General features: G+C 62.1%; 18 protein-coding genes and 1 pseudogene. 12 read left to right on the forward strand and 7 right to left on the reverse strand.

What is annotated here, in order from left to right; genetic code table 11:
* Positions 1 to 2 precede the first annotated feature (2 nt).
* The 4 genes from kdpB (at position 3) to ACIPL2_RS07195 (ending at position 6,332) form a co-directional block, all read left to right on the forward strand.
* The gene (kdpB, locus tag ACIPL2_RS07180; RefSeq protein WP_401354378.1) at positions 3 to 2,060 is read left to right on the forward strand and encodes a potassium-transporting ATPase subunit KdpB; all 2,058 of its coding nucleotides are present in this window, start codon (positions 3 to 5) and stop codon (positions 2,058 to 2,060) included.
* Positions 2,061 to 2,243: 183 nt separating this feature from the next.
* The gene (kdpC, locus tag ACIPL2_RS07185) at positions 2,244 to 2,789 is read left to right on the forward strand and encodes a potassium-transporting ATPase subunit KdpC (protein ID WP_401354381.1); all 546 of its coding nucleotides are present in this window, start codon (positions 2,244 to 2,246) and stop codon (positions 2,787 to 2,789) included.
* A gap of 131 nt (positions 2,790 to 2,920) precedes the next feature.
* The gene (locus ACIPL2_RS07190; RefSeq protein WP_401354383.1) at positions 2,921 to 5,566 is read left to right on the forward strand and encodes a DUF4118 domain-containing protein; all 2,646 of its coding nucleotides are present in this window, start codon (positions 2,921 to 2,923) and stop codon (positions 5,564 to 5,566) included.
* Between the two features lie 67 nt (positions 5,567 to 5,633).
* Complete coding sequence (locus ACIPL2_RS07195) at positions 5,634 to 6,332, forward strand: response regulator (protein ID WP_401354385.1); 699 nt, start codon at positions 5,634 to 5,636, stop codon at positions 6,330 to 6,332.
* Positions 6,333 to 6,474: 142 nt separating this feature from the next.
* Here the strand turns inward: ACIPL2_RS07195 and ACIPL2_RS07200 are convergent, their stop codons facing one another.
* The gene (locus ACIPL2_RS07200) at positions 6,475 to 7,521 is read right to left on the reverse strand and encodes a patatin-like phospholipase family protein (protein ID WP_401354388.1); all 1,047 of its coding nucleotides are present in this window, start codon (positions 7,519 to 7,521) and stop codon (positions 6,475 to 6,477) included.
* 222 nt (positions 7,522 to 7,743) lie between these two features.
* Here ACIPL2_RS07200 and ACIPL2_RS07205 point away from each other — a divergent pair, with 222 nt between their 5' ends.
* The 3 genes and pseudogenes from ACIPL2_RS07205 to ACIPL2_RS07215 all read left to right on the forward strand — a co-directional run.
* The gene (locus ACIPL2_RS07205) at positions 7,744 to 8,022 is read left to right on the forward strand and encodes a hypothetical protein (protein WP_401354390.1); all 279 of its coding nucleotides are present in this window, start codon (positions 7,744 to 7,746) and stop codon (positions 8,020 to 8,022) included.
* Between the two features lie 45 nt (positions 8,023 to 8,067).
* A complete protein-coding gene (locus ACIPL2_RS07210; RefSeq protein WP_401354392.1) occupies positions 8,068 to 8,835 on the forward strand; it encodes a CHAD domain-containing protein in 768 nt (255 codons plus the stop codon).
* Positions 8,836 to 9,096: 261 nt separating this feature from the next.
* A pseudogene (locus ACIPL2_RS07215) lies at positions 9,097 to 9,891 on the forward strand (acyl-CoA thioesterase); the annotation flags it as partial.
* Positions 9,892 to 9,894: 3 nt separating this feature from the next.
* On the opposite strand, the gene ACIPL2_RS07220 reads toward ACIPL2_RS07215, so the two are convergent.
* From ACIPL2_RS07220 to ACIPL2_RS07230, 3 genes are all read right to left on the reverse strand, one after another.
* Positions 9,895 to 10,260 carry a terminase gene (locus tag ACIPL2_RS07220; protein ID WP_401354395.1) on the reverse strand — a complete coding sequence of 122 codons (366 nt, stop codon included), beginning with the start codon at positions 10,258 to 10,260 and terminating at the stop codon, positions 9,895 to 9,897.
* Positions 10,261 to 10,478: 218 nt separating this feature from the next.
* A complete protein-coding gene (locus tag ACIPL2_RS07225) occupies positions 10,479 to 11,960 on the reverse strand; it encodes a methyl-accepting chemotaxis protein (RefSeq protein WP_401354397.1) in 1,482 nt (493 codons plus the stop codon).
* 188 nt (positions 11,961 to 12,148) lie between these two features.
* Positions 12,149 to 12,958, reverse strand: a complete 810-nt coding sequence (locus ACIPL2_RS07230; RefSeq protein WP_401354399.1) for a TatD family hydrolase — start codon at positions 12,956 to 12,958, stop codon at positions 12,149 to 12,151.
* Between the two features lie 234 nt (positions 12,959 to 13,192).
* Between ACIPL2_RS07230 and ACIPL2_RS07235 the strand changes: the two genes are divergently transcribed.
* The 3 genes from ACIPL2_RS07235 to ACIPL2_RS07245 all read left to right on the forward strand — a co-directional run bounded on the left by ACIPL2_RS07235 (position 13,193) and on the right by ACIPL2_RS07245 (position 16,176).
* Positions 13,193 to 14,614 (forward strand): transglycosylase SLT domain-containing protein, encoded by a 1,422-nt coding sequence (locus ACIPL2_RS07235; protein ID WP_401354402.1) that lies wholly within the window; start codon positions 13,193 to 13,195, stop codon positions 14,612 to 14,614.
* A gap of 104 nt (positions 14,615 to 14,718) precedes the next feature.
* Positions 14,719 to 15,153: a DoxX family protein gene (locus tag ACIPL2_RS07240; protein ID WP_401354405.1), complete on the forward strand. Its 435-nt coding sequence runs from the start codon at positions 14,719 to 14,721 to the stop codon at positions 15,151 to 15,153.
* A 714-nt stretch (positions 15,154 to 15,867) separates the two neighbouring features.
* On the forward strand, positions 15,868 to 16,176 hold the full coding sequence (locus tag ACIPL2_RS07245) for a class I SAM-dependent methyltransferase (protein ID WP_401354408.1): 309 nt from the start codon (positions 15,868 to 15,870) through the stop codon (positions 16,174 to 16,176).
* 3 nt (positions 16,177 to 16,179) lie between these two features.
* Here ACIPL2_RS07245 and greB read toward each other — a convergent pair whose 3' ends face one another.
* The 3 genes from greB to ACIPL2_RS07260 are packed head-to-tail and all read right to left on the reverse strand — an operon-like array spanning position 16,180 to position 19,903.
* Complete coding sequence (gene greB, locus ACIPL2_RS07250) at positions 16,180 to 16,677, reverse strand: transcription elongation factor GreB (RefSeq protein WP_059403661.1); 498 nt, start codon at positions 16,675 to 16,677, stop codon at positions 16,180 to 16,182.
* Positions 16,678 to 16,715: 38 nt separating this feature from the next.
* Positions 16,716 to 19,220, reverse strand: coding sequence for an ABC transporter permease (locus tag ACIPL2_RS07255; protein ID WP_401354411.1), 2,505 nt, complete (start codon positions 19,218 to 19,220; stop codon positions 16,716 to 16,718).
* The gene (locus ACIPL2_RS07260) at positions 19,220 to 19,903 is read right to left on the reverse strand and encodes an ABC transporter ATP-binding protein (protein WP_007943616.1); all 684 of its coding nucleotides are present in this window, start codon (positions 19,901 to 19,903) and stop codon (positions 19,220 to 19,222) included. Before ACIPL2_RS07260 ends, ACIPL2_RS07255 begins: the two co-directional genes overlap by 1 nt.
* A gap of 10 nt (positions 19,904 to 19,913) precedes the next feature.
* Here ACIPL2_RS07260 and ACIPL2_RS07265 point away from each other — a divergent pair, with 10 nt between their 5' ends.
* Together ACIPL2_RS07265 and ACIPL2_RS07270 are read left to right on the forward strand one after the other, a co-directional pair.
* A complete protein-coding gene (locus ACIPL2_RS07265; RefSeq protein ID WP_149417566.1) occupies positions 19,914 to 20,519 on the forward strand; it encodes an arylesterase in 606 nt (201 codons plus the stop codon).
* A gap of 56 nt (positions 20,520 to 20,575) precedes the next feature.
* A complete protein-coding gene (locus tag ACIPL2_RS07270; RefSeq protein WP_003226812.1) occupies positions 20,576 to 20,869 on the forward strand; it encodes a hypothetical protein in 294 nt (97 codons plus the stop codon).
* Positions 20,870 to 20,918: the final 49 nt, after the last annotated feature.

Consider the following 20,918-nt stretch of genomic DNA (forward strand, 5'->3'; position numbering starts at 1 on the left):
TGATGAATATGCCCGTAACTAAAACCGCCGCCGTCAAGGCGCCGGAGCAACCGAAAACCGCGATCTCGGCCCTGTGGCGGCCGGCGCTGGTGCAAGCTTTCGTCAAGCTCGACCCACGGCAATTGCAGCGTGCGCCGGTGATGCTGGTGGTCGAACTGACCGCGATCCTGACCACCGTGCTGTGCTTCATTCCCGACACGGCAGTGCCGACCTTTGTCGCGGCGCAAATCGCCCTGTGGCTGTGGTTCACCGTGTTGTTCGCCAACTTCGCCGAAGCCTTGGCCGAAGGTCGCGGCAAGGCCCGCGCCGACAGCCTCAAGGCGGGCAGTGAAGGCTTGAGCGCCCGACGCAAAACCAGCAACGGGGTCTTTCAAGTGGTGCCGGCGACCAGCCTGCGCAAGGGTGACGTGGTGCGCGTTGAAGCCGGGGAAATGATCCCCGGTGACGGCGAAGTGATCGAAGGCATCGCGGCGGTCAACGAAGCAGCGATTACCGGTGAATCCGCGCCGGTGATCCGCGAGTCCGGCGGCGACCGTTCGGCCGTCACCGGCAACACCCGCCTGGTCTCCGACTGGCTGTTGGTGCGCATTACCGCTAACCCCGGCGAGTCGACCCTGGACCGCATGATCGCCCTGGTCGAAGGCGCCAAACGCCAGAAAACCCCGAACGAAGTGGCGCTCGACATCCTGCTGATCGGCCTGACCCTGATCTTTCTGCTGGTGGTCGTGACCCTGCAACCGTTCGCCCACTTCGCCAACGGCAGCCTGCCGCTGGTGTTCCTGGTGGCGTTATTGGTCACGCTGATTCCGACCACCATTGGCGGCCTGTTGTCGGCCATCGGTATCGCCGGGATGGACCGTCTGGTGCGCCTTAACGTGATCGCCAAATCCGGTCGCGCGGTGGAAGCGGCAGGCGACGTACACGTCCTGCTGCTGGACAAGACCGGCACCATCACCTTCGGTAACCGTCGCTGCACTGCCGTTTTTGCGGCACCTGGCGTCTCTGCCAAGGAACTCGCCGAAGGTGCGTTGTTCGCCTCGCTGGCCGACGACACGGCCGAAGGTAAATCCATCGTCGAGTACCTGCGCGGCACTCAGCCACAGCCTGAGCCGTCCACCGAACTGCTGACGGCTGTACCGTTCAGCGCCGAGACTCGCTTGTCCGGTGTCGACTATCAGGGCCGCGTGTATCGCAAGGGCGCGGTGGATTCGCTGCTGGCCTTCGTCGGCCTGAAGCGCGCCGATCTGGCCGCGTCGCTGTCGCGGGAAATCGACAAGATCGCCCAGAGCGGCGGCACACCGTTGCTGGTCTGCGTCGACGGTAAATTGCTCGGTGCGATTCACCTCAAGGACGTGGTCAAGCCCGGCATCCGCGAACGTTTCGCCGAACTGCGCAAACTGGGGATTCGCACGGTCATGGTGACCGGCGACAACCCGCTGACCGCCGCCGCGATTGCTGCTGAGGCGGGCGTGGATGACGTGCTGGCTGAAGCCACGCCGGAGAAAAAACTGGCGCGCATTCGTCACGAGCAGAACGACGGCCGCCTGGTCGCCATGTGCGGCGACGGCGCCAACGACGCCCCGGCACTGGCCCAGGCGGACGTGGGCATGGCGATGAACGACGGGACGCAAGCGGCACGCGAGGCGGCGAACATGGTCGACCTCGACAGCGACCCGACCAAGCTGCTGGACGTGGTGCAGATCGGCAAGGAATTGCTGGTGACTCGCGGTGCGCTGACGACGTTTTCCATCGCCAACGACGTGGCCAAATACTTCGCGATCCTGCCGGCGCTGTTCGCCTCGATCTACCCGCAACTGGGCGTGCTCAACGTCATGCACCTGAGCAGTCCGCAGAGCGCGATTCTCTCGGCGATCGTGTTCAACGCGTTGATCATCGTCGTGCTGATTCCGTTGGCATTGCGCGGCGTGCGGGTGCAAGCGGCGAGTGCGGCGGCGTTGCTGCGACGCAATCTGCTGATCTACGGGCTGGGCGGGATTCTGGTGCCGTTCGTGGGGATCAAGGCCATCGACATGCTGCTGACCGCCTTGCACCTGGTTTGACCCTGCATAGCGGTGTGTCCGCCACACCGCCTTCGCGGGCAAGCCTCGCTCCTACGGGGTTTGAGGTGTTCGCAAAACGTGTGCACGCCACCGCCCCGTAGGAGCAAAGCTTGCTCGCGAAGAATACGACACGGTCCATCTGAATGAACGCAGCGGTTTTTATCCGAATTCGAGGAATTTGAAATGTCCACAATGATACGTCCGGCCTTGAGCCTGTTAGTGCTGATGACCCTGATCACTGGCGTCGCCTACCCTTTGGTGGTCACCGGCGTGGCCCAGGTCGCCTTCCCGGATCAGGCCAACGGCAGCCTGGTGCACGACGCCGACGGCAAGGTCCGTGGATCGTCGCTGATTGCCCAGGATTTCGTCGGTGACGCCTGGTTCCACCCACGGCCATCGGCCGGTGCTTTCGCCACCGTGTCGAGCAGCGCCAGCAACCTGTCGCCCAGCAACCCGGCGCTGGCCACTCGGGTGATCGACGATGCCAATAAACTGTTGGTACCAGGCCAGGGGCCGGTGCCGCTGGCGATGCTGACCACCTCCGGCAGCGGCCTCGATCCACACTTGCCACCGGCGGCGATTGCCTATCAACTGGCGCGTGTTGCGGCGGCGCGCAACCTGCCGGTGTCTACGCTTCAGCAATTGCTGGAGGCGCACATCGAGCAGCCGCTGGTGGGGCCACCGGTGGTGAATGTGCTGGCGCTGAACATGGCGCTGGAAAACCTGTAGATCGGTGGCGCCGCCATTCGCGAGCAAGCCCGCTCCCACAGGAAAATGCATTCCAATGTGGGAGCGGGCTTGCTCGCGAAGGCGGCCTCGTAGACACCCCATCACTACCTGAATAGAAGAGAGCTTCAAGCATGAGTGACTCCGGCCGCGCCGACGCGCTGTTAGCAGACCTGCCCCGCGATGGTCGTGGCCGGCTCAAGGTTTTCCTCGGCGCGGCGCCCGGTGTCGGCAAGACGTACGCCATGCTGCAAGCGGCCCACACCCAACTGCGCCAGGGCGTGAAAATCATCGCTGGCGTGGTCGAGACGCACGGCCGCGCGGAAACCGAAGCGCTGCTCGGCGGCTTGCCGCAGCAGCCGTTGGTGCGCTCGGAATACCGTGGCGTGGTGCTCGAAGAAATGGACCTCGACGGCCTGCTCGCGGCCAAACCGAAACTGGTGCTGGTGGACGAACTGGCCCACACCAATGCCCCCGGCAGTCGTCACGCCAAACGGTGGCAGGACATCCAGGAACTGCTCTCAGCCGGCATCGACGTGTTCACCACGGTCAACGTCCAGCACCTGGAAAGCCTCAACGATCAGGTGCGCGGCATCACCGGCGTGCAGGTCCGTGAAACCTTGCCGGACTGGGTGCTGCAAGAGGCTTACGAACTGCTGCTGGTCGACCTGCCACCGCGCGAACTGCTTGAGCGTCTGCGCGACGGCAAGGTCTACGTGCCGGAGCAGGCTCGGGCGGCCATCGACGCGTTCTTCACCCAGACCAATCTCACCGCGCTGCGCGAACTGGCGATGCAAACCGCCGCCGCCCAGGTCGATAACGATTTGGCCCAGGGTTACCGCCAGCTCGGCCAGGATGCGCCGGCCGTGCGCGGTCGCTTGCTGGTGGGTGTCGACGGCGATGCGCAGGCCGAACGCCTGGTGCGGCATGCCAGCCGCGTCGCCCAGCGTCGGCACTTGCCGTGGAGCCTGGTGCATGTCGACAACGGCAGCGTGCGTGACGAGCAATCGCGCCTGCGCCTGCAAAGTGCCCAGCAACTGGCCGAGCGTCTGGGCGGCGAAGTGGTGTTGCTGCGGGCCGGCGAAGTGGCGAAAACCCTGATCCAGCACGCCGCCGAACGCCGCGCCAGCCTGGTACTGGTCGGTCAGTCGCGACAGCGTTTGCGTCGACGATTGTTCGGCGGCGGCCTGGCGTCACGTTTGCTGCGCAATGCGCGTGGGCTGGAAATCAACGTCATCGACAGCGAACACGAACAGCACCCGCCACGGCAACGTGCGGCGCATTCGCTGGTCTGGTTCGACTACGCGCTGGCGCTGGTCGCGACGGTGTTGGCCAGTGCGCTGGCCTGGGCGGTGGCGAGCGTGTTGCCGTTGCCGAACATCTCGCTGGTGTTCCTCGCCGCCGTGTTGCTGGTGGCGGTGCGCAGCAGCCTCGGCCCGGCGCTGGCCTGTGCGGCGCTGTCGTTCCTGACCTACGACTTTTTGTTCATTCCACCGAATTTCTCCTTCAGCATCCAGCGCGAAGAAGACGTGCTGACTTTGTTGTTCTTCCTGCTGATGGCGGCCCTCACCGGTAACCTCGCAGCACGGCAGCGGCGGCAATTGCAGGCGCTGCGCGACACCCAGGAAGAAACCACCGAACTGCTCGACCTGTCGCGCAAACTCACCGCCGCCACCGACCGTCAGGCTGTGGTCAGCGCCGCCGCCCAGCACCTCAACGGCTGGAGCGATCTGCAACTGTGCCTGCTCAATCGCGATAATCAGGGTGGCTGGAAAGTCGAAACCGGTGGCCCGCTGGAGTTCTCCGAAGCTGAACGCGCCGCCGCCGATTGGGCCTGGCAACATGATCAACCGGCGGGCGCGGGCACCGGCACGTTGCCGTTTGGGCGTTGGTGGTGGTGGCCGTTGTCGGTGGAAGACGGGCCGCTGGCGTTGCTCGGCGTGTGCGCCAAAGAAGGCCAGACCTTGAGCGGCCAGCGCCGCCGTTTGCTGACCGCGTTGAGCCAGCCGCTGGCTCAGGCGCTGGCTCGCGCGCAATTGGCCGAAGACCTTGAAGCGGCGCGCCTGCACGGCGAAACCGAGCAACTGCGCAGCGCCTTGCTGGCCTCGGTGTCCCACGACTTGCGCACACCGTTGACGTCCATGCGCGGCAGCATCGACAGCCTGTTGGCCCTCGGCGAAGCCATTCCGCTGGAGGACCGTCGCGAGCTGCTGGAAGGCACGCGCGATGAAGCCGAACGCCTCGATCGCTACATTCAAAACCTGCTGGACATGACCCGCCTCGGTCACGGTGCCCTGAAGCTGGCGCGAGACTGGGTGTCACCGGCCGACATTGTCGGCAGTTCGCTCAATCGCCTGCGCGCCGTGCTGGCGCCGTTGCAGGTGAGCACCGAAGTGCCGCCGGAATTGCCGCTGCTCTACGTCCACGCCGCGCTGATCGAACAGGCGCTGGTCAACGTGCTGGAAAACGCGGCGCGATTTTCACCGACTCACGGCCGTCTGCAATTGCGCGCCGGGACCGATGATACCGAGCTGTTTTTCTCGGTGAGCGATGAAGGACCGGGGATTCCGGAGGAGGAGCGGTCGAAGATTTTTGATATGTTCTACACCGCCGCGCGCGGTGATCGTGGCGGGCAGGGCACGGGGTTGGGGCTGGCGATTTGTCAGGGCATGGTCGGCGCTCACGGCGGGCGAATCAGCGTCGCCGACGGCATCGAAGGGCGCGGCACCTGTATCACGCTGCACCTGCCGTTGCAGGAACAACCGGCCTTTGAAAATTAAAAGCCGAAAGTGAAGCCTGAACGCACTTGCGCTACTCTCTTGCCACTCATTTTGTTGATGTGAATTCATGAGCCAGACCGCGACCATTTTGGTCATCGACGACGAACCGCAGATCCGCAAGTTCCTGCGTATCAGCCTGGTTTCCCAGGGCTACAAAGTGCTGGAGGCGGGCACCGGCACCGAAGGCCTGGCCCAGGCCGCGCTGAACAAACCGGACCTGCTGGTGCTCGATCTCGGCCTGCCGGACATGGACGGCCAGCAAGTGCTGCGCGAGTTTCGCGAATGGTCGACGGTGCCGGTGCTGGTGCTCTCGGTGCGGGCCAGCGAAGGGCAGAAAGTCGAAGCGCTGGACGGCGGCGCCAACGACTACGTGACCAAACCGTTCGGCATTCAGGAATTCCTCGCCAGGGTGCGTGCGTTGTTGCGTCAGGCGCCGGCCGGTGAAGCCCAGCAAGCGGCGCTGGCGTTCGGCCCGTTGACCGTGGACCTGGCGTATCGCCGGGTGCTGCTCGATGGCACCGAAGTCGCGCTGACCCGCAAGGAGTACGCGGTGCTGGCGCAATTGGCCCGGCATCCGGGACGGGTCATCACCCAGCAGCAATTGCTCAAGGACATCTGGGGGCCGACGCATACCGACGACAGTCATTACTTGCGGATTGTGGTCGGGCATTTACGGCAGAAACTGGCGGATGATCCGACCCAGCCACGGTTTATCGTGACTGAAGCGGGGGTTGGGTATCGGTTGTTGAGTGAGGGTGGTCTTTAGGTTTTGTGGTGAATGATCTGGCGCCTTCGCGGGCAAGCATCGCTCCTACAGGGGTGGTGTCGTGCACAAAACTCGCGAGCGACACCCATCCTGTAGGAGCGAGGCTTGCCCGCGAAGAGGCCCGAACATTCACTCGAGAACTTCAAGAATCCCGGTTCTGCTCATTCTCATACCGATCCAGCGTATCCCGCGCAATTTCCCGCCCCAGCGCGATCAGCTCCGGCGCCTTGTAGAACTCGAAAAACCGGCACACCCGCTTCGGCACGTTGATCAGGATGTCCGGTGGATACCCGGCAATCTTGTACTGCGCCAATGACGTCTGCATCACCTCGAAACTCTGGTTGATCAAGTCCAGCAAGGACGCCGGCCCGACGTTGTCGATGATGAATGAGCCCGTTGCAGACTTCGGCGCACCATCACGTTCAGGCGCGGCGGCCGGTTGCTGGGCTTCGGGTTCGGCGGATTCGACCCACGGGTTGATGTCGGCCGCTTCGGCCATCAACGCTTCCTTTTCCAGCAACAGCAATTGTTCCGCCTGTTTGCGGCGGAACGGCAATTTCGAGCCGAGCGAATTGATCAGGCTGTCAAAGCGGCTCTTGAATGCCGCCGGGCGCTGGATCACCGGCAGTTGATAGTGACGCTGGTTGGTCGAGTTGAGGTTGACCGCGATGATCAGGTCGCAGTGACTCGACACCACGGGCACGATCGGTAAAGGGTTGAGGATGCCACCGTCGACCAGCATGCGATTGCCCTGCATCACCGGGGTAAACAGGCTGGGGATCGCCGCCGAGGCGCGCATCGCCTGGTGCAGGCAGCCTTCCTGGAACCAGATTTCCTGCTGGTTGGTCAGGTCGGTGGCCACCGCCGTGTAGGGGATGCGCAGGTCTTCGATATTGATCTCGCCAACGATCTTGCGGATTTGCCCGAAGACCTTTTCTCCACGAATCGCACCGAGACGAAAACTGACGTCCACCAGGCGCAAGACGTCGAGGTAGTCCAGGCTCTCGATCCAGTCGCGATAATCATCGAGCTTGCCGGCGGCGTAGATGCCGCCGACCACCGCGCCCATGGAACAACCGGCAATGCAGGCAATGTCGTAGCCACGCCGTTCGATTTCTTCAATGACCCCGATATGGGCATAGCCCCGGGCCCCGCCAGAGCCCAGTACCAGTGCGACACGCTTTTTCATGAATCGCCCTCGTCTGACAAGGTTCAACAATGCACCCATCGAGGGGCGCGCTTCAATCGCTAAGGTCGCTCGGTGAGGGGAGGGCGTCGTTTTTTCGACACTCCATGGCGGCAGTTGGGTATTCTCGCCAGCGCTATAGTTTCCGAGTCGGGGCCAAGGCACTTTTCACGTGACGGACCGTCTTACCTGCACGACTGTTTACCTATTGTTGAGGTGTGAGTGATGAAAGCCTGGATCTGTGTGCCATTGATTGCCCTGGCACTCGCCGGTTGTGCCGGTAAAACCGCTTACCGTGACAGCTGCGGTAGCGGGCTCGATGCCGCGTGGCATGAGCTGGACCTGGCCAAGGCCGAAGGTTTCGCCGGCACCGTCAGCTACTCCAAGGCCCTGTCGCTGTTGACCGCGGCCAAGACCCAACAGCAATTCGAGGGCTTCGAAGGTTGCACCAAGAAAGCCGAGCGGGCGCGCTTCTATATTCGTGAGTCACGCGCCGGCCGTTGAGGCATGATGTAGAGAACAGGGGCAACTCGATTCAAGGAGCAAGCGATGTCTGCCATGGTTGATCGGTTGGTGGCTCATGTCCTGGGCCTGGAAGTTCGTCTGCTGGCCTGTCAGGCACGCTTGAGTGCCCGTACCGACCCGGAAGCGTTGCATGACTTGCGCACGACGGTTCGTCGTATGCGCAGCTTGTTGCGACCTTTGCGCGGCTTGCCGGGCGTCGAACAACTGGAAGCGGCGGCGTCCCGGGTCGGTGACCTGACCACGCCGCTGCGCGATCGCGAAGTGCTGGCGGCGTACTTGCTCGAGCACGGTCAACCCGAGGCCGCGCACCGGCGCATGGTGCTGATGGCGGAGGCCTATCCGGCGGTCGCGCACAGTTCGGAACTCGCGCAGTTCCTGATGATCTTTGACGCCTTTCCGCGGTTTCTGCGAGCCTCCCAGCGTCAGGGGTTGCTCAAGGGATTGCGCAAACGCATCGAAAAACGCCTGGGCAAGCAGTGGAAGAAACTCGACCAGGCGCTGCACGACCCGGCCCATGATCGTCATCGCTTACGCTTGTTGATCAAGCGTGTGCGCTATGGCATCGAGGCCTATCCCGAACTCGATCGTTTGCCGAAGCAGGCGCTGCCCCGACTCAAATCGGCCCAAGGTGCTTTGGGCGATTGGCACGACAGCTGGCAATGGCTGGCCAGGGCCGAAGAGGAAGCGGATTTGCAGCCCTGTGTCGCGGTCTGGAAAACCACCATGGCCAACGCCGAAGCCCGCGCCGACCGCGTGCTCGACAAACTCAGCGACCGCTGTTTCAAATCCTGAGAACACCCTATGTGCGGGCAACACTGAACCAATGTGGGAGCGGGCTTGCTCGCGAAGGCGGACTTCCAGTCGACATCAATGTTGAATGTCAGACCGCCTTCGCGAGCAAGCCCGCTCCCACATTGGTTTTGTATTGGATAGAGAATGAGTGTTCGAGCCGGATGCGGCCCTTCTGTCAGTCAATTTGGCCGAAATAGGCACTGTGCTGTCCTTTCAGGCTGGTTAAGATCCCTTCATTCTTTTCCTGCTTCTGAGGTTTCCATGCGCTTTTCCGATCTGCTCGACGCCGTCCGCAGCCAGCCGCTGGAGCTGTCTATTCCGGCCGAATGGGCTCAGGGGCGCGCCAGTTTTGGTGGCCTGGTGGCCGCGTTGCAATACGAAGCCATGCGCGCGAAGGTTCCGGCGGATCGTCCGGTGCGTTCGCTGGCGATCACCTTTGTCGGACCGGTCGAGCCCGAAGTGCCGGTCAGCTTTGAAGTCGATGTGTTGCGCGAAGGCAAGGCCGTCAGCCAGGTACTGGGCCGGGCGGTGCAGAAGGGCCAGGTGGTGACATTGATCCAGGGCAGCTTCGGTGCCTCGCGTCCATCCGAAGTAGCGGTCACCGCCGAACCGGCGCCCGAGATGAAGCATTGGGATGACTGCCAGGAACTGCCCTATATCAAAGGCGTAACCCCGGAATTCATGCGCCACCTTGCGATGCGCTGGAGCGTCGGCGGCTTGCCGTTCACCGGCAACAAATCCCGCGAGATGGGTGGTTGGGTGCGTTTGCGTGGGGATGTGAAGGAAGAGGCTGTCAGCGAGTCGCACATTCTGGCGCTGGTAGACGCGTGGCCACCGGCCTTGTTGCCGCACCTGAAGAAACCGGCAATGGGCAGCACGCTGACCTGGACCATCGAATTCGTCCAGCCGTTGCTGGCGCTGAGCACGCTGGACTGGTGCAAGTACCTCGTTGAAACCGAATATGCGGCCGACGGCTACGGTCACGCCGCCGCGAAGCTGTGGGATGTGGATGGTCGGTTGATTGCCATGAGCCGGCAGACGGTGACGATTTTCGCCAGATCAGTGACGACGGTGGCGCTCACGCCAGGCGCGCCACCAACCGCCGCTGAGGAAAAACCGAGGGAAGGTCAGGAACTGCTCGACCAGCAGGCGTGACATCGCATCTTTGCGATCACTGAATGGCTCGGAGGCTTGCGCCTCCAGGCTGTGCCCGTGACGTTGCAGGCCCAGCGCGGCGAGCAGGCCAATGACGCCGATGGCGATATTGGCAAAGCTCAGGCCGAACACCCCGGAAACAATCAGCAGAAACGCTACGATGAACAGCGGTACGGCAATCAGGTGCAGCACCAGATTGGTCGGGTGCTGGTGATTATTCGGGTAGGCACGCCATTGCCAGGCGGGAAGGTTGGGGTGACGTTTGCCCATGATGCTAATCCTCGATCCATGTTGAACACATGATTGAAGAATAGGCCCGACGAATGCGCGGGGCGAATCGAGGTTGGCTATCGAAGTGATAGGGGCCATGTTTGGAATTGATGTTGGATGATCTGACGCCTTCGCTGGCAAGCCAGCTCCCACAGGTAATGCGCAAATTTTGAAACAACGCTAATCCTGTGGGAGCGGGCTTGCCCGCGAAGAGGCCCTTACAGCTTGAGCTGCCCGATGGCCTTGCTCAACTCCCCAGCCAACGCCGCCAACTCATTACTGGTGGTCGCCGAATCCACCGTCTGCTGCACAGTGTTCTCGGTCACATCGCGAATGCTCACCACCGCCCGATTCATCTCTTCCGCCACATGGCTCTGTTGCTCGGCCGCCACCGCGATCTGCGTATTGCTTTCGCGCATCTGCGCCACCGCGCTGGTGATTTCCGCCAGCGCTGCGCCAGCCTCTTGTGCCTGCTGCACGCAATCGTCAGCCTTGAACGAACTCTCCTGCATAAAGTCCACGGCGTCCCGAGTCCCGGCCTGCAACGCGGACACCATGAGCGTGATCTCATCGGTAGACGTTTGTACGCGCTTGGCCAGGTTGCGCACCTCATCGGCCACCACCGCAAAACCACGCCCCATCTCACCCGCGCGAGCCGCTTCAATCGCTGCGTTCAGCGCCAGCAGATTGGTTTGCTCGGCGATGCTGTGAATCACGCTGACCACACCATTGATCTTCTGACTGTCTTCGGCCAGTCGCTGAATCATCTCGGCGGTCTGTTGCACACCGGAGGACAATCCAGCAATCGACTTCTGCACCCGACTGACCACTGCCTGCCCGCTGCCGGCCAGGGTGTCGGCGGTTTGCGAGAGGTCGCGGGTGGCGCCAGCGTGTTGGGCGATGTGGTAGACGGTGGCGGTCATCTCATTGATCGCCGTGGCGGCTTGATCGGTTTCGCTTTGCTGGCCGAGCATGCCGTGGCGCACCTCGTTCATGCTCGACGCCAGCCGCGCCGCGCCGACATCCAGTTGCCGGGCGGTGCTGGCCACGGTGTTCACCACCCGTTGATAACCGGCCTGCATCGCGTTGAAGGCGTTGGCCATCTGCCCGACTTCATCGGAACAGGCCAGCGGGACCCGGGCCGAGAGGTCGCCGGTGTTCTCGACGTGCAGCATCACGTCTTTCAAGGTATTGAGTTGGCTGAGCAGAAAGCGGATCAACAGTTGCGAGGCACCGAGCATCGCCAGCATCAGGATCGCCACCGCCACGGCATAGTTGCCGAAGCGCTCGCCGAACACCTGGGCCAGGCTCGGGACGTACGCCACCACAGCGACCTGTTGACCGTCGGTGCGAGTGAACACTTCGGCCCCCATCAACAGGTTGTCGCCGAACAACGGCATTGCATTGATCTCGACCCAACCGTTGCTATCGGTCAGCTCCAACAGCGGTTGGCCGTTGAGCAACGGTGCTTGCCCGTGACTGAACGTCAGCAGGTGATCGGCCTTCGGCAGCGGCTGCCCGACAGGCCAGGCGCTGAGCAAACGCGCCTGGGCCTGGGCCGACACTTGGGCGGCATGGCTGCGGGCCTGTTGTTCGAGCTGCACGGCGTACAGCACGAGCATCAGCGTGGTGACGAAGGCGACGGCGTTGACCGCCCAGAATTTGTATTTCAGCGAGATGTTGCTAAGCCAGGCACCCATGGAGGTCTTCTCTGATAGCGGAAACAGTATTGGCAAGGTGCCATTATTGTGCCGCTACCCAGGGAATCGACTCTTGATATGGGTCAATGTGGGAGCGGGCTTGCTCGCGAAGAGGGAGTGCCAGTCGACATCAATGTTGAATGACACACCGCTTTCGCGAGCAAGCCCGCTCCCACAAGGATTTGTGGTTACTGGGGGATTGAAGGCAGCCCGTAAAATGCCCGTGCACACGCGGTTGTGTGCGCCGCCAGATCTTCCTCACTCTCCCCGCGATGCAACGCCACTTCGCGCAGCACTTCGGTCAGATACGCCGGTTCGTTGCGGCCGTTTTTCGGCTTGGGCCGCAGGCTGCGCGGCAATAGGTACGGCGCATCGCTTTCCAGCATCAGGCGCCCGCGCTTGATTTCTTTTACCAACGGATGCAAGTGCGTGCCCCGTCGTTCGTCGCAGATCCAGCCGGTGATCCCGATGTGCAAATCCAGGTCGAGGTAGCTGAACAACGCCTTCTTTTCGCCGGTGAAACAATGCACCACGGCAGCCGGCAGCTGATCACGGTAATCACGGAGGATTTCCAGCAACCGCTGACTGGCGTCGCGTTCGTGGAGGAACACCGGCAATTGCAGGTCGACTGCCAGCGCCAGGTGCTCTTCGAGGACTTTTTCCTGTTGCGGGCGCGGCGAGAAATCCCGATTGAAATCCAGCCCGCATTCACCCACGGCCACCACGTTCGGCTCCTTGAGCAAACTGCGCAGACGCTGGGCGCTGTCGGCGTTCCAGTCGCTGGCCGAGTGAGGGTGAATGCCGGCGGTGGCGAACAGCCGTTGCGCCGTTTCATCCAGTTGCTGGCACAGCTCAAGCGCCTGCTCACTACCCTCGACACTGGTGCCGGTCAGCACCAATTGGCAGACCCCGGCGGCGTAGGCGCGGTCGAGTACAGCCTGGTGTTTGTCGGCAAAACTGGGGTTGGTCAGGTTGACGCCGATATCGATGAGTTGCATGGTGCTACCTCGGACCAAAGGCCGGAAAGCATATCAGAGCTGTAGATTTATAAGAAAAACGAAGAACTACAACGGGTTATAGCTGTCTCTTGAGGCCGCAAGACACGCTGGATGGCTAATGTGCCATCACTGTGCCAGTCTTCCGCACGTTGCCAGCGCTCAAGGCGCCCTGTTTCTGTTGTCTGAGCTTCATGAAAATCATGAGGCCGGACCCGTATCCTTTCCGGAGAGTGGATGATACGTCCCTCGGTTTTATTACTGCTGTGTGGTTCGTTGCTGTTGCCGATGCCGGCCGTTGCGCGACTGGCCGGCCCGCTGCAGGCCGTGCCGTCGACCAAGGTGCGCGACCTGGCGGAAATCCGCAGTAGCCGCGTATTGAGGGTGCTGGTCAATCAGAGTCGCAACAGCTCCGGCGAAGTCCAGGGCCAGGCCATCGGTGTCGAATACCACCGCTTGCGCGCCTTCGAGCAATACCTCAACGGCCATGCCCGCGACGGTCAGGAAATTACCCTCAAGATCATTCCCAAGGCCAAGGATCAACTGATCGGCGCGTTGCAGCGCGGCGAAGGTGATCTGGTCGCACCGGGGGAGCTGCTCGATCTGCAACCGGGACACGCGGTCAGCACCAGTGAACCGATTGCCAGCAATATCCCGTTGGTCCTGGTCGGGATCAAGGGCGAGCGACGTTACACCCGCCTCGAACAACTCTCCGGCAAAACACTCGCGTTGCCCACCGGCAGCGCGGCTGGGGATGCGGTGAGCCAGATCAACCAGAAGCTCGCCCTGCACAAGTTGCCGCCGGTGAAAGTCGAGTGGGTCGATCCCACCCTGGCGGTCGAGGACGTGCTGGAAATGGTTCAGGGCGGAATCTTTCACCTGACCATCGTCGAGCAACCGATTGCCGAGCGCTGGGGCAAGATTCTGCCCAAGTTGCGTTTCGATCGGCAGGTGCTGATCAGCGATCCGGGCGAAGAGTTCTGGTTCGTGCGCCGCGATGCCTCGATGCTGCGGGCGAGCATCGATCGTTTCCTGACCGGGTACAAGAAACCCTCGGATCAGGATGCCGCGTTCCTGCGGATCTATCGACGCTTGTATCAAGTGCACTATCCGTTGGCCAAGGCGGACCGCCAGCGGTTGGAAAAACTTCGGCCGGTGCTGCAGAAACACGCAGACGCTCAGAGCATGGACTGGCTGAACCTGGCGGCGCTGGCGTTCAAGGAATCCGCGCTGCAACCCAACGCCCGCAGTGGCAGCGGCCCCACCGGGCTGATGCAGATCACCCCGTCAGCGGCGCAGCGGGTGGGGGTCAACAATATTCAGGACCTGGACGCCAATGTGCAGGCCGGGGCCAAGTACCTGGCGATGATTCGCCGCAAGTTTTTCGCCAGCCCCAAGCTCAACGAACGCGAGCGCATGGCGTTTGTGCTGGCGGCTTACAACATCGGGCCGGAACGGGTCCAGGGGATGCGCGCCGAGGCTCGGCGACGCGGTCTGAATCCCAATCAGTGGTTCTTCCAGGTCGAGCGCATCGCCATGGAGCAGGTGGGAATGGGCCCTGTCAGCTATGTTAATAGCGTGAACAAGTATTACTTGGCGTTCGATCGGGAGCGGGAGTCGTTGGAGCCCCAGGGGCAGAAAGTTGCCCTGCGTAAGTGATCGAATAAACTGATTGTTATGGCGGGTTTTTTGCGCTTTTAACATGACATTTACTGATTAATATAGCGGCCAACCAACACACTACTCACAAGGGATGACGCAGCATGAACTCACTGATCAACAAGGTACTGTTTACCCGCGCTGGCTACGGCCTGACTGTTTTGCGGATTTTCGTCGGCATCATCTTCGCTGCCCACGGCGCGCAGAAACTCTTCGGGGCGTTCGGTGGTTACGGTCTGGCGGGTACTGCGCAGTACATGGAGAGCATCGGTTTGACGCCGGGGTATTTGATGGCGACGCTGGCGGGTGGGACCGAGTTCTTCGCCGGTCTGGCATTGATCATTGGCTTGCTGGCTCGCCCGGCAGCATTGGGCCTGACCTTCCTTTCGCTGGTGGCGATCTTTACGGTGCACCTGCCTAATGGGTTGTTCATGGCCAACAATGGTTATGAATTTGCCCTGGCTTTGCTGGGTGGCAGCATTGCGGTGTTGATTGAAGGGGCTGGGAAGCTGTCGGCTGATCGCGCTATAGCTGGGTGATTGGTTTGGTTTTTGATCAAGATCAAAAGCCGAAGCAACAGCGGTCCCCTGTAGGAGCGAGCTTGCTCGCGATGCACCCACAGGCACCGCGTGCTCCGATTGAAACGCGTCATCGTTGACGATCTTCGCGAGCAAGCTCGCTCCTACAGGGGAACTCGTACCCCCAATCAGGCCGGCCTGCAGGCCGCCGTGCTTTTGATTTTGATGCACCGCCGCCTCGAGAGGCCGAGCGCAGGTTCTGCGCAGTGGGCAACCCGGCAGGGATGCCGGGTTAGCCGCCCCCGGCCATGGATGGCCGATGGCGGCGGGCCCACGGAGCAGGACCGGAGCGAGGGCATGCCGAGCCTTAGCGAGGCACCGAACGAAAGGGTAGAAGCGCTTTGGTTACTTTCGACTGGGCCGGCTTCCGGATTTTCGAAAGTGACCCGCCGTAAGGGCGGAACCCATAGCAGCCGCGACCCAAAAAACGGATATACACCCAAATCAAACAGCCCCCCGCACAAACCCCTTGTTATGCGCGATTCTTGACACTGTCCAGTCAGCTTCTCTAGGATGTTGTCCCATGCGCCGATTTAAACAGCTACTTGCGGGGCGCCAGGTGACTCATTTCGTCGCCGATAGAAGCTGGAAGCCAGCTTCGAAATACCGCTAAAGCGCTGGTTCGGTGTTGCCTCTCACCTGCCATGCAGACTTTTGAGGCAGAGACACGACACAATGAATGCACTAAGCCCCGTTATACGTCCCGCGCCGATCACGGCACATCTCACCCAGCGCAATCCAAAAATCCTGCTTGGCGGCAAACATCAGCCGACGCTCTTGCGTTACCTCGATGGCTGGCCACGTCGTACCGGTGGGCCCGCAGCGTTCCTGATCCAGTTTGTCGAAGACGGAGAATCCCTGGCACGATTTGCCAGCGACAGTTTCGATCTGGCGGTGATTCAATCGCCGAGCCTCGAAGACGCCCCCGACGTCATCAAACAACTGACCCGCGTAGCCCGGCAGGGGCTGATTACCCGGCGTTAAGGTTCAGGGATAGTCGATCGCCACGATATACACGCACTGCTCACCATCAGGTGTCTGGACCCGGACTTCAGCGTCCAGCGCCTTGCCGATCAGTGCGCGTGCCAGTGGGGAGTCGATGCTGATCAGGCCCAGTTTCAAGTCCAGCTCGTCCGGCCCGACAATGCGATAGCGCGACTCTTTGCCATCCTCGTTTTCAATCGTGACCCAGGCACCAAAATAGACCTTGTTCGGATCGCTGGGCTTTTCACTGACAACCTTGAGCGCTTCCAGCCGCTTGGTGAGAAAACGCACGCGGCTGTCGATCTCGCGCAGCATCTTTTTGCCGTAGGTGTATTCGGCGTTTTCCGAACGATCGCCCTGTGCCGCAGCCTCGCTGACTGACTGCGTCACTTGCGGTCGCCGAACATGCCAGAGTTCATGAAACTCGGCCCGCATCCGCGCTTCACCTTCGGGGGTGATCAGCGCGGTGCCGGCGGGGCGGGGAGGGCGATAACGGCTCATGACAACTACTTGTGGTTGAGTGCTTGTGGCTGAGTCTATCAACCCTCGCGCAGGACTGTCAGGGGGCTGGCGTTCAAGGCGCGGCGGGTGCCGAACACACCGGCCCCGCCGATCAGCACGGCACCGATCAACGGCAACACCAGCAGCCATGGATGCGGATGCCAAGGCAGGTCGAAGGCATAACGGTAAAGCACCAGGCTCACCACCTCCGACCCCAGCGCCGCCAACAGGCCGCTGACGGCGCCAAGCAAACCGAATTCGATCCGTCGGGCCTTGACCAGCAACTGCCGCTCGGCCCCCAGTGCGCGCAACAAGGCGCCTTGGCGAATACGTTCATCAAGGGTGGCTTGCAGGCCCGAGAACAATACCGCCATCCCCGCCGCCAATACGAACAGCAACACGTATTCCACCGCCAAAGTGACCTGGGCGAGGATGCTGCGCAGCTGCTCCAGCAAGGCTTCGACTTGCAGAATGGTGACCGCCGGAAAGCTGCGGGACAGGTCGACGATCTGCTGATCATGACCCGCCGCCAGATAGAAACTGGTCAGGTACGTCGCCGGCAAATCCTTCAACGTGCCGGGCTGGAAGATCATGAAGAAGTTCGGCTGGAAGTTGTCCCAGTTGATGTCTCGCAGGCTGGTGACTTTCGCTTCGCGATTGACCCCGCCGACGGTAAAGACCATGTGATCGCCCAGCTTGAGCTTGAGGCTTTCGGCGACTTTGCCTTCCACCGATACGCCGGGAATCTCATCCGGCGGTTGTTCGGTCCACCAGTTGCCCGCCGTGAGCTTGTTGCCTGCCGGCAAATCCGCGGCCCAGGTTAGGCTCAGGTCGCGCTGAATTGCTCGATCACCGGCCGAATCCTTGCTGACGATTGCCTGCACCGGCTCGCCGTTGATGCTGATCAGTCGCCCCGGCACCACCGGGTAAAGCGGCGCCGATTGCGCCGACAGCTCGATCAGGCGATCGGTGAAAGCCTGTTTATCGGCGGGCAGGATGTTCAGCGCGAAATAGTTGGGAGCGTTCTTCGGCAACTGGTTCTGCCAAGTGTCCAGCAGCTCGCCGCGCAACAAGGCGATCAGCGCCATGGACAGCAGAATCAAACCGAAGGCCAGAGCTTGGCCCGCCGCCGCCAGCGGATGCCGCAGCAACTGGCCTAGCCCGAGGCGCCACGGCAAGGAGGCGCGGGCGAGCAGGCGGCGCAGACTTTTCAACAGCAGCAATAGCAAGCCGCCTAGCACCAGCGCCGCGACGACGCCGCCGCCGAGCAGGGCGAAGGTCAGCACCAGATCCAGGCTCAAGCGCCACATGATCAGACCGAGCGCGCCCAAGGCTGCGCCGTAGACCATCCAGGTGCTGGAAGGAATCGGCAGCATGTCCCGGCGTAATACTCGCAATGGCGGAACGCGACCAAGTGCAGCCAGCGGCGGTAGGGCAAAACCGGCCAGCGCCACCAGGCCGGTGCCGATCCCGGCAATGGCGGGAAACAGACCGCCCGGTGGCACGTCGGTCGGCAGTAAATCATGCAGCAATGCGAACAAGCCAAGCTGCGCCAGCCAACCGATAAAGGCGCCGCTGATGCTGGCGAGCAAGCCGAGCACGGTCAGCTGCAAACTGAACAGGACCATGGTTTCCCGACGGGAAAGCCCCAGGCAACGCAGCAATGCACTGGCGTCGAAGCGGCGGGTGGCGAAGCGCGTCGCCGACAAGGCCACCGCCACACCGGACAACAGGACCGCCACCAGACTGGCCATGTTCAAGTAACGCTCGGCCTTGCCCAAGGCACCGCCGATCTGTCGGTTACCGTCGCGGGCATCCTGGATGCGTTGGTTGGGCGCCAGCCCGGGTTTGATCAGTTGACGATAGGTTTCCAGCGATTCGGCTTTACCCCGCCAGAGTTCGCGATAACTGACCCGGCTGCCGGGTTGCACCACACCGGTCGCCGCGAGGTCACTGAGGTTGATCAGCACCCGCGGCGTCAGGCTGTAGAAATTACCGGCGCGGTCCGGTTCGTAGGTCAGCACCCGCGCCAGTTTCAGAGTGCGCATGCCGACGTCAATGCTGTCGCCGATCTTCAAATCCAGTGCGGTCAGCAGTCGTGCTTCAACCCAGGCTTCGCCGGGTTTCGGTCCGCCTCCGGAGGCTTCCGGGGCAAAGGGCGCGGGGGCGCTTTTCAGTTCGCCACGCAGGGGATAGACCTCATCGGCCGCCTTGATGCTGGACAGCTGAATGCCGTTGTCGGTGGCGATGACGCTGGAAAATTCCACCACCTGCGCATGTTCGAGGCCCAGCTCGGTGCCGCTCTTGATCTGCTCGGGCCGCGCCGGCGAGCTGCCTTCGAGCAACAGGTCGGCACCGAGAAACTCGGTGGCGCGCAACATCATGGCGCCGTTCAGGCGGGCGCCGAAGTAACCAATGGCGGTACTCGCCGCCACGGCCACCAGCAAGGCGAAGAACAACACACGCAACTCACCGGCGCGGGCGTCGCGCAGCAATTGGCGGATGGCGAGACTGAACAGGCGCAACAGCGGCAGGCGTGCCATCAAGGCTCCAGAGGGGCGACCAGCAGGCCGGCTTCAAGGCGGATCAGGCGTCGGCAACGATGTGCCAGGCGTTCGTCGTGGGTCACCAGCACCAGGGTCGTGCCGCGTTCCTGGTTGAGTTCGAACAGCAAGTCACTGATGCGCTCGCCGGTGTGGCTGTCGAGGTTACCGGTGGGTTCGTCGGCGAACAGCACATCAGGTTCGGCGGCAAAGGCCCGGGCAATCGCCACGCGCTGCTGCTCACCGCCGGAGAGCTGGCGCGGCGAGTGGGTCAGGCGCTGGCCGAGACCTACCCGTTGCAGCAATTCGGTGGCACGCTCGCGCGCATCTTTGCGGCCATCGAGTTCCAGCGGCAGCATGACGTTTTCCAGGGCATTGAGACTGTCGAGCAACTGAAAGGATTGAAAAACGAAACCCACATGTTCGGCGCGGATGCGCGCCCGTTGGTCTTCGTCGAGCGTGCTCAAGCCTTGCCCGGCGAGGGTGACTTCGCCGCTGCTTGGCAGGTCGAGGCCGGCGAGCAGGCCGAGGAGGGTGGATTTGCCGGAACCGGAGGCGCCGACGATGGCCAGGCTGTCGCCCTTGTTCAGTTCCAGGCTGAGTTCGTGCAGGATAGTCAGTTCACCTTCCGCGCTGGGGACCACTTTGCTGAGGTTCTTCGCGGTGAGAATACTTGCGCCCATGGAGAATCCGATGCGTGTGTGGTTTTTGAGTGCTGGCCTGGCCTTGATGTGCATGGCCCAGAACGCAGCGGCGGGTACTGTCCTGATCGTTGGCGATAGTATCAGCGCCGGTTTCGGCCTGGATACCCGCTTGGGGTGGGTGTCGCTGCTCGAGCAACGGCTCAAGCGCGAAGGTTTCGACGATAAAGTGGTCAACGCGTCCATCAGCGGCGACACCAGTGCCGGAGGCCAGGCGCGCCTGCCGGCGCTGCTTGCAGAGCATAAGCCGGAACTGGTGATCCTCGAATTGGGCGGCAACGACGGGCTGCGTGGATTGCTGCCAACACAATTGCAACAAAACCTTGCAGCAATGATCGACAGCTCTCGCGCCAGTGGCGCAAAAGTGCTGCTGCTGGGCATGCAATTGCCACCCAACTACGGCGTCCGTTACACCGAGGCTTTTGCCAAGGTCTACAGCAACGTGGCCAGCGAGAAAAACATCCCGCTGGTGCCGTTTTTTCTCGACGGCGTGGGCGGCCATCCGGACTTGATGCAGGCCGACGGCTTGCACCCGGCTGCCGGGGCTCAGGACAAGTTGCTGGAAAATGTCTGGCCGACACTGAAACCGCTGCTTTGACGCTTTTCTAGCGGCGGTGTTTCGGCTAAGGTGGCGCCCCCGATTTGGAGCCCCCGATGCCGCGTCCCGCCTGGTCACTTTTTGCCTATCAACTGATCGAGCCTGACGAACAGCTGGATCTGTTCGCCTGCCAGGAAGTGCGGGTACATCTGGTGACCCGTCAACTGGAGCTGGGTGGCTCGGCGGACCGCACCTTGTGCGGCAGCCTGTTGCCCGCACAACCACGCTGGTCGAGCGTCGACCGCCGAGTATTCCAGGACCAGCGCCTGTGCTCGCTGTGCCGGGCCATTCTGGAATCGCAGAAACGCGGCACCTCGCCGATCTGGCCGGAGCTGCGCTTCGAGCTTTAGGGCGATAAAGATAGCTGGCTATCGGCCAACTCCCCGAAATTCCGGACGC

This window comes from Pseudomonas sp. NPDC086251, from assembly GCF_044746405.1.
In the GTDB taxonomy this organism is placed as follows: domain Bacteria; phylum Pseudomonadota; class Gammaproteobacteria; order Pseudomonadales; family Pseudomonadaceae; genus Aquipseudomonas.

Coding starts and splice junctions, on each gene's coding strand:
- kdpB (WP_401354378.1), top strand. CDS start 3: ATGAATATGCCCGTAACTAAAACCGCCGCCGTCAAGGCGCCGGAGCAA.
- kdpC (WP_401354381.1), top strand. CDS start 2,244: ATGTCCACAATGATACGTCCGGCCTTGAGCCTGTTAGTGCTGATGACC.
- ACIPL2_RS07190 (WP_401354383.1), top strand. CDS start 2,921: ATGAGTGACTCCGGCCGCGCCGACGCGCTGTTAGCAGACCTGCCCCGC.
- ACIPL2_RS07195 (WP_401354385.1), top strand. CDS start 5,634: ATGAGCCAGACCGCGACCATTTTGGTCATCGACGACGAACCGCAGATC.
- ACIPL2_RS07200 (WP_401354388.1), bottom strand. CDS start 7,521: ATGAAAAAGCGTGTCGCACTGGTACTGGGCTCTGGCGGGGCCCGGGGC.
- ACIPL2_RS07205 (WP_401354390.1), top strand. CDS start 7,744: ATGAAAGCCTGGATCTGTGTGCCATTGATTGCCCTGGCACTCGCCGGT.
- ACIPL2_RS07210 (WP_401354392.1), top strand. CDS start 8,068: ATGTCTGCCATGGTTGATCGGTTGGTGGCTCATGTCCTGGGCCTGGAA.
- ACIPL2_RS07220 (WP_401354395.1), bottom strand. CDS start 10,260: ATGGGCAAACGTCACCCCAACCTTCCCGCCTGGCAATGGCGTGCCTAC.
- ACIPL2_RS07225 (WP_401354397.1), bottom strand. CDS start 11,960: ATGGGTGCCTGGCTTAGCAACATCTCGCTGAAATACAAATTCTGGGCG.
- ACIPL2_RS07230 (WP_401354399.1), bottom strand. CDS start 12,958: ATGCAACTCATCGATATCGGCGTCAACCTGACCAACCCCAGTTTTGCC.
- ACIPL2_RS07235 (WP_401354402.1), top strand. CDS start 13,193: ATGATACGTCCCTCGGTTTTATTACTGCTGTGTGGTTCGTTGCTGTTG.
- ACIPL2_RS07240 (WP_401354405.1), top strand. CDS start 14,719: ATGAACTCACTGATCAACAAGGTACTGTTTACCCGCGCTGGCTACGGC.
- ACIPL2_RS07245 (WP_401354408.1), top strand. CDS start 15,868: ATGAATGCACTAAGCCCCGTTATACGTCCCGCGCCGATCACGGCACAT.
- greB (WP_059403661.1), bottom strand. CDS start 16,677: ATGAGCCGTTATCGCCCTCCCCGCCCCGCCGGCACCGCGCTGATCACC.
- ACIPL2_RS07255 (WP_401354411.1), bottom strand. CDS start 19,220: ATGGCACGCCTGCCGCTGTTGCGCCTGTTCAGTCTCGCCATCCGCCAA.
- ACIPL2_RS07260 (WP_007943616.1), bottom strand. CDS start 19,903: ATGGGCGCAAGTATTCTCACCGCGAAGAACCTCAGCAAAGTGGTCCCC.
- ACIPL2_RS07265 (WP_149417566.1), top strand. CDS start 19,914: ATGCGTGTGTGGTTTTTGAGTGCTGGCCTGGCCTTGATGTGCATGGCC.
- ACIPL2_RS07270 (WP_003226812.1), top strand. CDS start 20,576: ATGCCGCGTCCCGCCTGGTCACTTTTTGCCTATCAACTGATCGAGCCT.